The sequence below is a fragment of the Pseudodesulfovibrio mercurii genome, assembly GCF_000189295.2.
GTDB lineage: Bacteria > Desulfobacterota > Desulfovibrionia > Desulfovibrionales > Desulfovibrionaceae > Pseudodesulfovibrio > Pseudodesulfovibrio mercurii.
Genome location: NC_016803.1, coordinates 3,576,823 through 3,590,414, shown reverse-complemented (window position 1 = coordinate 3,590,414; position 13,592 = coordinate 3,576,823). Strand labels below are relative to the sequence as shown.

Annotated in this window: 13 protein-coding genes; all 13 read left to right on the top strand. The window is 65.8% G+C overall.

Translation table 11 applies throughout. The features are described 5' to 3' along the window. Positions 1-22 precede the first annotated feature (22 nt). Positions 23-1,129 (top strand): prephenate dehydratase, encoded by a 1,107-nt coding sequence (gene pheA, locus DND132_RS16120; protein WP_014323828.1) that lies wholly within the window; start codon positions 23-25, stop codon positions 1,127-1,129. Continuing rightward, positions 1,126-2,466 carry a 3-phosphoshikimate 1-carboxyvinyltransferase gene (aroA, locus tag DND132_RS16115; RefSeq protein WP_014323827.1) on the top strand — a complete coding sequence of 447 codons (1,341 nt, stop codon included), beginning with the start codon at positions 1,126-1,128 and terminating at the stop codon, positions 2,464-2,466. The genes pheA and aroA overlap by 4 nt, the downstream gene beginning before the upstream one ends. An 18-nt stretch (positions 2,467-2,484) precedes the next feature. After that, positions 2,485-3,255 (top strand): prephenate dehydrogenase, encoded by a 771-nt coding sequence (locus tag DND132_RS16110; RefSeq protein ID WP_014323826.1) that lies wholly within the window; start codon positions 2,485-2,487, stop codon positions 3,253-3,255. A gap of 246 nt (positions 3,256-3,501) precedes the next feature. Next, on the top strand, positions 3,502-4,968 hold the full coding sequence (locus tag DND132_RS16105) for an anthranilate synthase component I family protein (RefSeq protein ID WP_014323825.1): 1,467 nt from the start codon (positions 3,502-3,504) through the stop codon (positions 4,966-4,968). Next, positions 4,949-5,521: an anthranilate synthase component II gene (locus tag DND132_RS16100; protein WP_014323824.1), complete on the top strand. Its 573-nt coding sequence runs from the start codon at positions 4,949-4,951 to the stop codon at positions 5,519-5,521. The genes DND132_RS16105 and DND132_RS16100 overlap by 20 nt, the downstream gene beginning before the upstream one ends. Positions 5,522-5,525: 4 nt before the next feature. Continuing rightward, on the top strand, positions 5,526-6,533 hold the full coding sequence (gene trpD, locus DND132_RS16095) for an anthranilate phosphoribosyltransferase (RefSeq protein ID WP_014323823.1): 1,008 nt from the start codon (positions 5,526-5,528) through the stop codon (positions 6,531-6,533). Further along, the gene (locus DND132_RS16090) at positions 6,523-7,293 is read left to right on the top strand and encodes an indole-3-glycerol phosphate synthase TrpC (protein ID WP_014323822.1); all 771 of its coding nucleotides are present in this window, start codon (positions 6,523-6,525) and stop codon (positions 7,291-7,293) included. The genes trpD and DND132_RS16090 overlap by 11 nt, the downstream gene beginning before the upstream one ends. A 1-nt stretch (position 7,294) precedes the next feature. Then, positions 7,295-7,921, top strand: coding sequence for a phosphoribosylanthranilate isomerase (locus tag DND132_RS16085; protein ID WP_014323821.1), 627 nt, complete (start codon positions 7,295-7,297; stop codon positions 7,919-7,921). Positions 7,922-7,930: 9 nt separating this feature from the next. Beyond that, a complete protein-coding gene (gene trpB, locus DND132_RS16080) occupies positions 7,931-9,094 on the top strand; it encodes a tryptophan synthase subunit beta (protein ID WP_014323820.1) in 1,164 nt (387 codons plus the stop codon). Positions 9,095-9,103: 9 nt separating this feature from the next. Then, positions 9,104-9,865: a tryptophan synthase subunit alpha gene (trpA, locus tag DND132_RS16075; protein WP_014323819.1), complete on the top strand. Its 762-nt coding sequence runs from the start codon at positions 9,104-9,106 to the stop codon at positions 9,863-9,865. Between the two features lie 154 nt (positions 9,866-10,019). Further along, positions 10,020-10,595, top strand: a complete 576-nt coding sequence (locus DND132_RS16070) for a class I SAM-dependent methyltransferase (RefSeq protein ID WP_041915835.1) — start codon at positions 10,020-10,022, stop codon at positions 10,593-10,595. Positions 10,596-10,892: 297 nt separating this feature from the next. After that, positions 10,893-12,476, top strand: a complete 1,584-nt coding sequence (locus DND132_RS16065; RefSeq protein WP_148267017.1) for an ArnT family glycosyltransferase — start codon at positions 10,893-10,895, stop codon at positions 12,474-12,476. 224 nt (positions 12,477-12,700) lie between these two features. Next, the gene (locus DND132_RS16060; RefSeq protein WP_014323816.1) at positions 12,701-13,516 is read left to right on the top strand and encodes a BON domain-containing protein; all 816 of its coding nucleotides are present in this window, start codon (positions 12,701-12,703) and stop codon (positions 13,514-13,516) included. Positions 13,517-13,592 lie beyond the last annotated feature (76 nt).

Genomic DNA, 13,592 nt, shown 5'->3' with positions numbered 1-13,592 from the left:
CGGAGGCAAACCTGGAGAGACCATGGCCGACCAGACCAAAGACCAGACCGACATCCCCGATCTCGGGGAACTGCGCGATTCCATAGACGTCCTGGACAAGCAGATCGTGGACCTGCTCAACAAACGGGCCGAGCTGTCCTTGAGCGTGGGCCGTTACAAGGCCGCCACGGGCGAGGCCATCTACAAGCCCTTCCGCGAGCAGGAGGTCATGGACAAGATCGCCGACTCCTCGCCCGGCCCCCTGCCGGACAAGCACCTGCGGACCATCTACCGCGAGATCATGAGCTCGTCGCGCCACCTGCAGCGGCCCGAGCGGGTGGTCTACCTCGGCCCCGAGGGCACCTTCTCCTATTTCGCGGCCATCGAGCACATGGGCTCGTCCGCCTCGCTGACGCCCAAGTCCAACTTCGAGGAGATATTCCGGGCCGTGGCCGAGGAAGGGGCCGAACTGGGGGTCATCCCGCTGGAGAACTCCATCGAGGGCACCGTGGGCCAGGTGGTGGACCTGTTCATGAAGTACAAGGTCTACATCCAGGCCGAGGTCTTCAGCCGCATCAGCCACTGCCTCATCTCCCACGCCGACAAGGTGGACGACGTGGAGGTCATCTACTCCCACCCGCAGCCGCTGGGCCAGTGCCGCGAATGGCTGCACGCCCACCTGCGCGACGTGCCGACCATCCCCATGGAGTCCACGGCCGAGGCCGCCGAGGTGGTCGCGGGCAAGAAGGCCGCCGCGGTCATCGGCCACCGCAAGCTCGCGGACATGCACGGCATGAACGTGCTGGCCGAATCCATCGAGGACCTGCCGGACAACTGGACCCGCTTCGTCGTCATCGGCGCGGCCCCGTCCCAGGAGGACAAGCGCGACAAAACCTCCATCCTGTTCACCACGCCCAACCGGCCGGGTGCCCTGGCCCGGGTGCTGACCACCCTGGCCCACCAGGGCATCAACGTGACCAAGCTCGAATCCCGTCCCTTCCGGGGCGAGAAATGGAAATACGTCTTTTTCGCCGACCTGGCCTGCGACCTGGGCGGCGGCCGGTACGAGGACGTGCTGGAAGACATCCGCCACCAATGCCTTACGCTGCGCGTGCTGGGCACCTACCCCACCCAGGAGGAACTGCAATGAGCAAGAATCCGATCATCGTCAACGCACCGGCCAGCAAGTCACTGTCCCACCGCACCCTGATCGCGGCGGCCCTGGCCGGGGGGGTGTCCAACATCTCCTCGGTCCTCGAGTCCGACGACATCACCCGGACCCGCGACTGCCTGACCGCCTGCGGCGCGTCCATCGTGGAAAAGGACGGCGTGCTCGTGGTCACGGGCATGTCGGACGGGCCAAAGGGGGGCAACGCGGACGGCAAGCACAAGGACGAGACTCCGCACGAGCTGTTCATGCACGAGTCCGGGACCACCTGCCGGCTGATGACCGCCGTGGCCGCCGCGGGCAAGGGCACCTTCCGGGTCCACGGCGCGCCGCGCATGCACGAGCGCCCCATGGCCGAGCTGACCACCGCCCTGGCCGCCCTTGGCGCGAAGTTCGCCTTCGAGGGACAGGAGGGCTACCTGCCCTTCGTCATGACCGCGAACGGCTACAAGAAAAAAAGCGTGGAGATCACCCTGGAAGAGAGCAGCCAGTACCTGTCCGGCCTGCTCCTGGGCGCGCCCCTGGCCGACCACGAGACGACCATCTCGGTCATCGGCGAGAAGGCCGTGTCCTGGCCCTACGTGGCCCTGACCCTGCGCATCATGGAGGACTTCAAGGCCGGGTTCGCCGTGGAGATCCTCGACGGCAGGGAGTGGAAGGCGGTGCCCTGGCGCTCGGTCAAGGGCGTCAAGCCGGGCAAGGTCCGGTTCATCGTCCAGCCCATGGGCTACGAGAACACCGGCTACCAGGTGGAGGGCGACTGGTCCAACGCCAGTTATTTCCTGGCCGCCGGGGCCGTGGGCACGCGGCCGGTGCTCCTCAAGGGGCTGGCCGCCGACTCCCTCCAGGGCGACCGGGCGATCATGGACATCCTCAGCCAGATGGGGGCGTCCATCAAGGTCAATTTCGACGGCATCCTGGTGGAGCCCGGCCCCCTGCGCGGCATCAACGTGAACATGGGCCGCTGCCCGGACCTGGTGCCCACCGTGGCCGCCGTGGCCGCCTTCGCCGCCACGCCCACGACCATCGGCAACGTCGCCCACCTGCGCCTCAAGGAGACGGACCGGCTGGCCGCCTGCGCGAACGAGCTGGCCCGCGTGGGCTGCGGAACCGAGGCCACCGTGGACTCGCTGATCATTCGGCCCGCTCCCCTACCGCGCGACAGCGAGGTCAACTTCACCACTTACAACGACCACCGCATGGCCATGTCCATGTCCCTGTTCGAGCTGGCCGGAATCAAGGTCAACCTTGACAATCCGGCCTGCGTCGGCAAATCATTCCCGGGCTTCTTCGAGGAATGGAAAAAGATCGTCGGCTGATCCCGACGCGGTAAGGCAATGGCAACGGCAATCGAGCATATCACCATCGTGGGTGCGGGCGGACAGATGGGCGGACGCTTCTCGGCGGACTTCGCCGGGCTCGGCCTTTCCGTCACCGGCCTGGGTCGGCGCTCCTCGGACGAGGACGTGCGCGCGGCCCTGACCGGGTGCGACCTGCTCCTGCTCAGCGTGCCGGTCACGGCCATGAACGCCGTGCTCGAACGCATGGCGCCCCACCTCAAGGAACCGACCATCCTGTGCGACGTGGGCTCGGTCAAGGTCCTGCCCGTCAAGGCCATGCTCGCCCGCTACTCGGGCCCGGTGGTCGGCACCCACCCCCTGTTCGGCGCGGTCATCCCCGAGGGCTTTACGCCCCGCGTGGCGGTCATGCCCGGCCGCGACCGGGACGCCGACGCGGCGGACCGGGTGGCCGACCTGTTCACCCGCTGCGGCTACGAATGCTTCGCCTCCACCCCCGAGGCGCACGACCGTGCCATGGCCTACATCCAGGGTCTGAACTACACCTCCACCGTGGCCTTCCTGGCGGCGGCCCGCGACGTGGAGGGCATCGGGAATTTCGTCACCCCGTCCTTCCGCCGCAGGCTCGACGCGGCGGCCAAGATGCTCACCCAGGACACGGAGCTGTTCGAGATAATCTCCGAGGCCAATCCCTTCCTTCAGGAAGTCAGCCGCAAGTTCATGTCCTATCTCAGCCTGGCCGCCGGCGGCGATCTCGACCTGCTGGCCGACCGGGCCCAGTGGTGGTGGCGTAACGAAAAGTCTTATTAATGGGGTGCGGCGTTTCGCCGGGCACACGATTACAACCGTAACCGAAGCCGCACCCCGATCCGGGATGCGGCTTCGTTTTTTCAAGGAGAACAGTGATGAACGGTACGTGAAAGAAATCGGAAAATCGCAAGAAGATCAAGGGATGGCAGGTCATACCCAGGCCATATCATTAAGGATAACAGCTTCAACGACGACCATTGCGCGCGGGGCTCCCGCCTCGCCGACAACGGTTGTGAAGGATAGACAATGCAGAAAATAACCCTCACGCAGCACGGCAAATGGTTGCCTGCCGACGTGCAAACCACCATCTCCCTGTACATGGGACTGGTGGGCGACCAGCCCGGCATCCTCCTCGAATCCGCCGAGGTGGACGGGCGGCTCGGCCGCTACTCCCTCATCGCCTTCGACTACCGGCTCATGCTCCACCCCGTGGACGGCAAGCTGGTGGTCGAGACCCCGGACGACCGGCTCGCGCCCCTCAAGGCATTCGCGGGCATGGACTATCTGGCCGGGATCAAGGAAGTCATCAAACATCTCTCCATCGAACAGGAGACCACCGGCGGGTCCGCCGCCATGGGACGCGACCGCCTGCCCGCCCTGACGCGCGGCCTGTACGGCTATTTCGGCTACGGCGTGGCCGGGATGTTCGAGCGCAAGCTCAAGGACGTGTGCAGGCCCGAGGACGCCGAGGCGTGCCTGGTCCTGCCCGGCCAACTGGTCCTCTTCGACCACCTGCGCCACTCCTGCTGCTACCTCTCCCTGGACGAGGGCGCCACGCCCATGCCCGCGCCCATCCAGTGGGGCGCGGACCTGACCGCCCCCGAGGCCGGGACCCCCAGGGTCCACCCCGGCAAGGAGGAGTACATGGCCGGGGTCCGGCGCTGCAAGGAGCTGATCGCCGAGGGCGAGTGCATCCAGGTGGTCCTGTCCACCCGGTTCTCCGTGCCCCTGCCCGACGAGCCCTTCCGCATCTACCGCCGCCTTCGCCAGGCCAACCCGTCCCCGTTCATGTTCTACATGAAATTCCCGGACTGCCCGTCCATGGGCAGGACCTGCGGCACCACCCTGCTCGGCTCCTCCCCCGAGATGATGGTCCGCTCGGCCAGGGGACAGCTTGAGGTCCGGCCCATCGCCGGCACCCGCTGGAGGGGCGAGACCGAGAAGGAGGACATCCGCCTGGAAGAGGAACTCCTGTCCGATCCCAAGGAACGGGCCGAACACGTCATGCTCGTGGACCTGGGCCGCAACGACCTGGGCCGCATCTCCAAGCCCGGCACCGTGACCGTGGAAAAGTTCATGAACGTCGAGCGGTTCTCCCACGTCATGCACCTGACCTCCTACGTGGAGGGCGAGCTCAAGGCGGACCTGGACGGCGTGGACGTGCTCCAGGCCACCTTCCCGGCGGGCACCCTGTCCGGCGCGCCCAAGATCCGGGCCATGGAGATCATCGCCGACCTGGAGCCCGAGGAGCGCGGCCCCTACGGCGGCTGCATCGGTTGGATGGGACTGGACGACGGCGAGGTCTCCCTGGACACGGGCATCACCATCCGTTCCATGTGGATCCGCGATAACGTCTGCTACTGGCAGGCGGGCGCGGGCATCGTCTACGACTCGGACCCCGAATCCGAGTGGAACGAGTGCAACAATAAGGCCCGGGTGATCCTCGAAGTCATCACCGGCAAGGGAGGCACCGATGTTTTTGCTGATCGATAATTTCGACTCCTTCACCTTCAACCTGGTGCAGGCGTTCCAGCAGCTCGGGGCCGACCCCGTGGTCATCCGCAACGACCGCGAAGAGGTCCTGGAACTGGCCGTGAGCGGCGAACTCGAACGGGTCTGTCTCTCCCCCGGCCCGAGCAACCCGCAGAACGCGGGCTTCTGCCTGGAATTCCTGGCCCGGCTGCCCAAGGAGATCCCGGTGCTCGGCGTCTGCCTGGGCCACCAGACCCTGGGCCACTTCGCGGGCGCCCCGGTGGAGCGCGCCGGGCGGATCATGCACGGCAAGACCTCCGAGGTCTTCCACGAGGGCCGGGGCGTGTTCGCCGGGCTGCCCTCCCCGTTCACGGTCTGCCGCTACCACTCCCTCATCGTCCCGGCGGAAAAGGCCGCGGACAAGATTGAGGTCACGGCCCGCACCGAGCAGGGCGAGGTCATGGGGCTGCAATACAAGGACCGCCCCTGGCACGGCGTGCAGTTCCACCCGGAATCCATCCTCACCCCCGAAGGCCCCAAACTCCTTGCCAACTTCTTGAACATAAAAGGATAATATCATGACCATAGCGGAAATTCTCGAGATTCTGGCCCAGAAACGCGCCCTGACCGACGACCAGGCGGACTTCATGTTCGAAGAACTCATGACCGGCAACCTGACCGAGGCCCAGGCCGGGGCCTTCCTCATGGGGCTGCGCGCCAAGGGCGAGGACTCCACGGACCTGGCCGCGGGCGTGCGCGCCGTCATCTCCCACGCGCGCAAAATTCCCGGCTTCGACGGCAACCGTCCCGAGCCGGTCATCGACACCTGCGGCACGGGCGGCGACGGCCAGTGCTCCTTCAACTGCTCCACGGCCGTGTCCCTGTTCCTGGCCGACATGGGCTACACCGTGGCCAAGCACGGCAACCGCGCCCTGTCCTCCTCCTGCGGCTCGGCCGACGCCCTGGAGGCCCTGGGCATCCCCCTGGAGCAGACCCCGGAGGAGGCCGCCGCGGGATTCGAGAAATACCACTTCGCCTTCCTGTTCGCGCCCGCCTACCACCCGGCCTTCAAGTACATCATGCCCGTGCGCAAGCAACTCGGCATCCGTACCCTGTTCAACTTCATGGGCCCGCTGACCAACCCGGCCCGGCCGTCCCACCAGCTCCTCGGCGTGGGCGACCCGGAGCGGCTCTTCCTCATGGGCGAGACCCTGCTCCTGACCGGCGTGAAACGGGCGCTCATCTTCGCGGGCGCGGGCGGCTTCGACGAACTGACCACCTGGGGAGTGAACCGGGGCTACGTCATCGACGACGGCCGCATGGACAAGGCCGTGGTCGATTCCGCCGCCCTGGGCTTCCCGCGCCACGCCCCGGAGGACGTGCGTGTCACCGGCAAGGAGGACGCCGTGGACAAGCTCCGCCTGATCCTGGCGGGCAAGGGCCCCGAGGCCATGATGGACATGGTCGCCCTCAACCTGGCCGCCTGCCTCAACCTGCTCGACAAGGGCACCATGGCCGAATGCGCCGACATCGCCCGCGACGTGGTGAACAAAGGACTGACCAAAGGAATCCCCTATGCTGAATAAGTTCCGCGAGGCCAAGCAGCTCGAGATCGAGTCGCTGCGCAAGGACTTCATGGAGGGGCGCATCCCCGCCATGTACCAGGGTGAACGCCCCTCCTTCACCGAGGCCATCCGGTCCAAGGGGCCGGGGGCGATCATCGCCGAGTTCAAGCCGGCCAGCCCGAGCAAGGGCGTGCTGCGCACGGATCTCGACCCCATGGAGGTGGCCGAGACCTACGCCAAGAACGGCGCCGCCGCCATCTCCGTGCTGACCGAGCACAAGTACTTCAAGGGCACCCCGGACTTCCTGTTCATGATGAACGGGCCGGGGCTGCCCCTGCTGCGCAAGGACTTCATCTTCGACCCGCTCCAGGTGGCCATGACCGCGTCCAGCCCGGCCTCGGCCGTGCTGCTCATCGCCCGCATGTGCGACGACGCCGCCCACCTGAAGCAGCTCATCGACATCGCCCGCATGCCCGGCCTGGCCCCGGTGGTCGAGATATTCGACCAGGCGGACCTGGACCGGGCCCGCGAGGCCGGGGCGGACATCATCCAGGTCAACAACCGCGACCTGGACACCCTGACCACCACCCTGGACCAGGGCCGACGCTTCATCAAACAGAAGCGCGACGGCGAGCTGTGGATCTGCGCCAGCGGCGTGTCCACCCGCGCCCAGGTGGAGGAGATGGCCTCCTTGGGCTTCGACGCCGTGCTCATCGGCACCTCCCTCATGGAGGCCGACGATCCCGGCGCCAAGCTGGCCGAACTGGCGGGAGTGAAGTAGCATGGCGCGCCCCCTGGTCAAAGTCTGCGGCATGACCCGCATGGAGGACGTCGAACTCTGCGTCGATCTTGGCGTGGACCTCATCGGCTTCATCTTCCATCCCGGCAGCCCGCGCAACGCGGACCCGGACTTCGTGGCCTCGGTCAAGACCGGCAAGGTCTCCAAGGTCGGCGTGTTCGTCAACCAGACCGCCGACGAGGTCATCGAGACCATGGACCGCTGCGGACTGCACGCGGCCCAGCTGCACGGCGGCCAGAACGTGGACTTCTGCTGGAAGATCGGCCCCGACCGGGTCATCCGGGCCTTCTGGCCCGAGACCTACGCCTCCCCCCGCGCCCTGGAGCGCGACCTGGAGGCCTACTCCGAGGTCTGTGGCCACTTCCTCCTGGACGCGGGCGTGAGGGGCCAGGGCGGCACCGGCAAGTCGATTAATATCGAGATACTGCAACATATTGAAATACAAACACCTTGGTTCCTTGCAGGGGGCCTCGGGCCGGACAACGTCAGATACGCCCTGACGGCCAATCCCTCCGGCCTGGACTTCAACTCCGGCGTGGAGCGCGCGCCGGGCATCAAGGACGAAACCAAGCTGCGGGAAATCTTCCGGATTCTCGCGGAAATGGAATAAGGAATCACCATGAAGAAAGGATACTTCGGCGACTTCGGCGGCCAGTTCATCCCCGAGCTGCTCATGCCGCCGCTCATCGAGCTTGAAGAGGCCATGAAAACCATCCTCCCCAGCGAGGAGTTTCAGACCCGCTTCACCAATATGCTCAAGGAAAACGTGGGCCGCCCCTCGGCCATCACCTACTGCCCGAACCTGTCCAAGGACCTCGGCCTGGACCTCTGGCTCAAGCGCGAGGACCTGAACCACTCGGGCGCGCACAAGATCAACAACACCCTGGGCCAGGGGCTGCTGGCCAAGATGATGGGCAAGGAGGTCCTCCTGGCCGAGACCGGCGCGGGCATGCACGGCGTGGCCACCACGGTCGCCGCCGCCATGCTCGGCATGAAGGCGGTCATCTACATGGGCGCCACCGACGTGGTCCGCCAGGCCCCCAACGTGGGCCGCATGCGCCTCATGGGCGCGGACATCATCGCCGTGGAGTCGGGCACCAAGACCCTCAAGGACGCCATCAACGCGGCCCTGCGCCGCTGGATCGCGGACCAGGAGACCACCCACTACTGCTTCGGCACCGCCGCCGGACCGCACCCCTTCCCCACCCTGGTGCGCGAGTTCCAGCAGATCATCTCCAAGGAGGCGCGGGCCCAGTTCATGGAGCGCAACGGGGGCGACCTGCCCGACGTGGTCGTGGCCTGCGTGGGCGGCGGCTCCAACGCCATCGGCATGTTCCACCACTTCATCCCGGACGAGTCCGTGAAGATCGTGGGCGTCGAGGCGGCGGGCACGGGCGAGCCGGGCTGCTACAGCTCCGCGCCCATCGACCACGGCACCGAAGGCGTGCTGCACGGCATGAAGACCAAGCTGCTGCAGACCCCGGACGGCCAGATCGAGCCCTCCCACTCCGTGGCCCCTGGCCTGGACTACCCCGGCGTGGGACCGGAACACGCCCACCTCGACGCCATCGGCCGGGTGGACTACACGGTCATCAACGACGCCCAGGCCATCAACGCCTTCAAGGTCCTGTCCCGACGCGAAGGCATCATCCCGGCCCTGGAATCCTCCCACGCCGTGGCCTACGCCATCGAGAACCGCGAGCAGTTGCAAGGCAAGTCCGTGCTCGTCTGCCTGTCCGGGCGCGGCGACAAGGACCTCGGCATCCTCGACCAGATACTCTAGGAGATCGTCATGAATCCCATGCAGATACATATTGAAGAGGCCCGCAAGAAAGGCAAGGTCGGCCTCATCCCCTTCCTGCCCGCGGGCTTCCCGAACCGTGAGCGGTTCTGGAAGGAGCTGGCGGAACTCGACGCGGCCGGGGCCTCGGTCATCGAGATCGGCATGCCCTTCTCCGACCCCGTGGCCGACGGCCCGGTGGTGGAAAAGGCGTCCCTTAAGTGCCTCGAAGACGGCATCAACCTGACCTGGATCCTCACGGAGCTCAAGAAGCGCAAGGGCCAGTTCAAGGCGGCCCTGCTGCTCATGGGCTACCTCAACCCGGTCTACCAGTACGGGCTCGACAAGTTCGGCGCGGACTGCGAGGCCGCGGGCGTGTCCGGCCTGATCATCGCGGACATGCCCCACGAGGAGTCCCAGTTCGTCAAGGACGCGGTCGAGCCGCACGGCGTGGCTCTGGTCCCCCTGGTCGGCCTGAACACCACCAAGGAACGCATGAAGCTCTACGCCGACGGTGCGCAGGGGTTCTGCTACTTCGTGTCTGTGCTCGGCACCACGGGCCAGCGCGACGCCCTGCCCGCGCGCATCAAGGAGAAGCTCAAGGAGGCCAAGGAGGTCTTCGACATCCCCGTGGCCCTGGGCTTCGGCATCAAACATCCCGACCAGCTCAAGGAATTCGAGGGCCTCATGGACGCCGCCGTATTCGGCTCCGCCCTCATCTCCCACATCGAATCCGGCCGCTCCAGCGACTCCTTCATGGAGCCCTGGAAGTAGCCTCCGGCGGCCAGAGGGGGAACCTCTTGAAAGAGGTTCCCCCTCTGGACTCCCCCTCCAGAACTTTTTATCGCCGCTTCGCGGGGTGGGTTATCGGTCGATTGACGGGGCGAACGGGTGGTGTTACTTTATTTAAATGAGTAACACGAAATCCTTGCAAACGGACGATGGGCCCCGCAAGGGGTATGGGCCGACCAGTTTCTGGTTGCAGGAACCGGCTCCGGTCTTCGCGCACCTGGACCTCCGGCCGGGCCAGGTCTTCCTGGACGCCGGGTGCGGGGCCGGGGAATATTCCCTGTACGCCGCGCGCCTGCTCGGCGAGACCGGCCGGGTCATCGCCGTGGACAATATCGCCCTGTCCACCGACGCCCTGAACAACCTGCCCGCCCGGCCCGGCGAGGCCCCCATCACCGCCTTTGCCGGGGACATCATCGACACTCTGCCCATCGACCCGCACTCCGTGGACGCGGTCTTCCTGTCCACGGTCCTGCATATCAAGAAGGTCCGCGACCGCGCGCCCGAGATGTTCCGCGAATTCCACCGCGTCCTGCGCCCCCACGCCGTCCTGGCCGTGCTCGAATGCAAAAAGGTCGAGGCCGACTTCGGCCCGCCCCTGCACTCCCGCCTGTCCGATGCCGATGTCCGCGCCCTGGTCCAACCCCACGGCTTCTCCCATACCTCCACCCTCGACACCGGCCACGCCAACCTCATCTGCTTCGAGGCCGTATAGTTGAAGAATGCCTCCGGCCCCCCATCCCCTCTCCCTTCCTAAACTTTTTGTCGCCGCTTCGCGGGGCTGTTCACAACAAAAGGCCTCCGACTCAACATCGAGTCAAAGGCCTTTATTCTTCCTCTTCCTGGAACGATTCGGGTGCGAGCCACCCGACAGCGACTCTCTCCCCCGCGCCCGGAATAGGCTTGGGAGAATGGGTCAGCTGTGCATTTCCAAATGTACAGATGGCCCGCTATCCCAAGCCGCCGCCCGTAACTTGCCACCTTCCTCCGAATAATATACTTGAAGCGCGTCATGACGATGCCCAGAGACACATACTCACCCAGGCTGGATGTCCTCGCCTTTTTCATCATTCTGGTGTCTTTCGCCGTGCGCTACTGGTTCGTGGCCTCCGGGCAGCTGAACCTGGTGCAGGACGAGGCGCAGTATTGGGATTGGATCAGGCGGCCGCAGTTGTCCTATTATTCCAAGGGGCCGCTCATCGCCTGGATCATCAGCCTGTGGACCTGGGTCTTCGGGAACACCGAGCTGGGCGTGCGCTTCGGGTCCATCCTGGGCATGACCGGCATCCAGGCCGCGCTCTATCTCGGGGTGTCGCGGGTCTGGCGGGAGTACCGGCTGGCCGTGTTCGTGCTCTTCGCGGCCGCGACCATGCCCCTGCTCAACGGGCTGGGCATCCTGGCCACCACGGACTGCCCGCTGATCCTGTGCTGGACCGTGGCCTTCTTCGCCCTGGCCTCGGCCACGCGCCACGACACGGAGCGCGGGGTATCCAACCTCCCCTTCGCGGTCCTGGGCCTGTGCATGGCCGTGGGCATCCTGGCCAAGTACATGATGCTCGCCTTCCTGGGCGTGGCCGTGCTCTACGCGGTCATCCTGCAATTCCGGGGGCAGCTGCCCGAACGGTTCTGGCTACGCTTCATCGTCGCCGGGCTCATCGGCTCGGCCGTGGGGCTCGCGCCCATCGTCATCTGGAACATGGACAACGGCTGGGTGGCCTACAAGCACGTGGCCAAGCTGACCTCGGGCGTGGGCGGCAGCGACTGGCTGCCCGACCGCATCGGCCCGTTCTTCGAGATGCTCGGCGCGCAGATCGGCCTGCTCTCGCCGTGGTGGTTCTGGTTCATCCTGGCGGCCACCGCGGGCGCGGCGCGCAAGGCCTGGGTCGGCCCGGTGGGCCGGTTCGACGCGGACTACCGCCGCGACCTGCTGACCCTGCTCTTCTTCTGGCCCCTGTGGGGACTGATCACCCTCAAGGCCCTCTTCTCCAAGGTGGAGGCCAACTGGACCGCCGCCGCCTTCGCCACGGGCGCCATCCTGGCGGGCATGGCCTTCAAGGCCTGGTGGGACGCCCCGAATCGCCGGCCGCGCGGTCGCATCATCCTGGCGGGCGTGGCCGCCGTCCTGACCCTGGCCATCTTCGTCTCCCCGCTCCTGCCCCTGCCCGACTCCCTGAACCCGACCCTCCGGCTCAAGGGCTGGGCCGACCTTGGCCACAAGGTGGACGAGGTCATCCGCGCCGAGTTCGATGATCCCGCGCGGGTCTTCGCCATGTCCGACAACTACGGCTTCACCTCGGAGCTCGCCTTCTACCTCGAAGGTAAGCCCATCACCTTCTGCACATGGAGCGAGGACCGGCGCATGAACCAGTACGACCTCTGGCCCGTTCCCGGCCAGGACAAGCTCGGCTGGAATGCGATCATGGTCCGCAAGCGGTTCCGCGACCAGCCCGTGCCCGAACTGGACAAGATGTTCACCTCCGTAAGCGAACCCATCTTCTACCAGTCCTCCTTCAAGGGCGGCGAGGGCCGCAAGTTCACCATCATCGTCTGCAAGGGGTTCACCGGGTACTGGCCCCGCCGTGCGGGCAAGTTCTAGACCGGCCGGAGTCCACTTTTACTGGACCGTTCGATCCCTGGTTCGGCGATTAATCCACGATTAGTGGATCATCCTTTTCCCCAACGAAAACTACTGTCTTTACGAAACCTTCGCCCCTCTAGGGCCAAGGAGAAATGTCCCCGTTCCCGACCTTTCTGGCAGGGTTCTTGCTGTTTCTTGCGCAGGGTGGAGCCTGAACGCCAAATTATGGGGGGACGGTACGAATGTTCAGACTCAAATTGTTTATCGTGATCGCAGGGGTCCTGCTGCTGCCCGGTTGCGCCATGGTGCCCTTCGGCATCGGGCTCATTCCCGGAGCGCCCGCCTACGTCTCGTCGATCATCGGCAGCGGACAGTCCGTGTACGAGACGGCCATGGACGAGCGGACCACCGAGCAGCAGATGCTCGACGCCATCGTGGCCGGGCACGCCCAGGCCGAATTGTACCGGGACAAGCAGATTCGGGCGAACCAGATCACCACTTACTGCTATTTCGGCAAGCTTTACCTGGTGGGCGAATACGACTCCCAGGAGCAGCTCAAGTCCATCTACCAGTGCATGGAGAAGGTGGACGGCAAGCGCGAGATCATCAGCCGCCTGTACCTGCACGACGAGAACGAGGACAACGATTTCTTCTCGGACCAGGCCAAGTACGCGGAGCTGCGCACCCAGCTCATGGCCGACTTCGAGGTCACCTCCACGCCCGTGGAGGTGCAGATCGTCCAGGGCGACATCATCTTGCTCGGGGTCATCCACGACAAGACCGAGCGCGACCGCATCGTGGCCCACGCCATGAGCATGGACGGCATCAACCGGGTGGTCTCCTACCTATACCACCAGGAGAACGCCGGACCCGAGCCCCAGATCATGACCGCCCAGCTGGCCCCCGCGCCCAAGCCCTCGTCCGTGCCGTCCAGGGACATCCCGCCGGCGCCCAAGACCAAGTCCAAAACCCAGAAGACCAGGCCCAAGGTCGAAAAAAAGGCCGCACAGGAAACCCTTCCCGTGCTGGCCGTCACCAACCCCGACCGGGGACGGTGATCCGCCCACCCTCCAATCGGCCAAAGGCCCGATTCCCCGAAACCGCTCGACCGCATCGGGCGGTTTTTTCGTGCCC

Excerpts from the sequence above, each read along its gene's own strand:
- pheA (WP_014323828.1), top strand. The coding sequence starts at position 23 with ATGGCCGACCAGACCAAAGACCAGACCGACATCCCCGATCTCGGGGAA.
- aroA (WP_014323827.1), top strand. The coding sequence starts at position 1,126 with ATGAGCAAGAATCCGATCATCGTCAACGCACCGGCCAGCAAGTCACTG.
- DND132_RS16110 (WP_014323826.1), top strand. The coding sequence starts at position 2,485 with ATGGCAACGGCAATCGAGCATATCACCATCGTGGGTGCGGGCGGACAG.
- DND132_RS16105 (WP_014323825.1), top strand. The coding sequence starts at position 3,502 with ATGCAGAAAATAACCCTCACGCAGCACGGCAAATGGTTGCCTGCCGAC.
- DND132_RS16100 (WP_014323824.1), top strand. The coding sequence starts at position 4,949 with ATGTTTTTGCTGATCGATAATTTCGACTCCTTCACCTTCAACCTGGTG.
- trpD (WP_014323823.1), top strand. The coding sequence starts at position 5,526 with ATGACCATAGCGGAAATTCTCGAGATTCTGGCCCAGAAACGCGCCCTG.
- DND132_RS16090 (WP_014323822.1), top strand. The coding sequence starts at position 6,523 with ATGCTGAATAAGTTCCGCGAGGCCAAGCAGCTCGAGATCGAGTCGCTG.
- DND132_RS16085 (WP_014323821.1), top strand. The coding sequence starts at position 7,295 with ATGGCGCGCCCCCTGGTCAAAGTCTGCGGCATGACCCGCATGGAGGAC.
- trpB (WP_014323820.1), top strand. The coding sequence starts at position 7,931 with ATGAAGAAAGGATACTTCGGCGACTTCGGCGGCCAGTTCATCCCCGAG.
- trpA (WP_014323819.1), top strand. The coding sequence starts at position 9,104 with ATGAATCCCATGCAGATACATATTGAAGAGGCCCGCAAGAAAGGCAAG.
- DND132_RS16065 (WP_148267017.1), top strand. The coding sequence starts at position 10,893 with ATGACGATGCCCAGAGACACATACTCACCCAGGCTGGATGTCCTCGCC.
- DND132_RS16060 (WP_014323816.1), top strand. The coding sequence starts at position 12,701 with ATGTTCAGACTCAAATTGTTTATCGTGATCGCAGGGGTCCTGCTGCTG.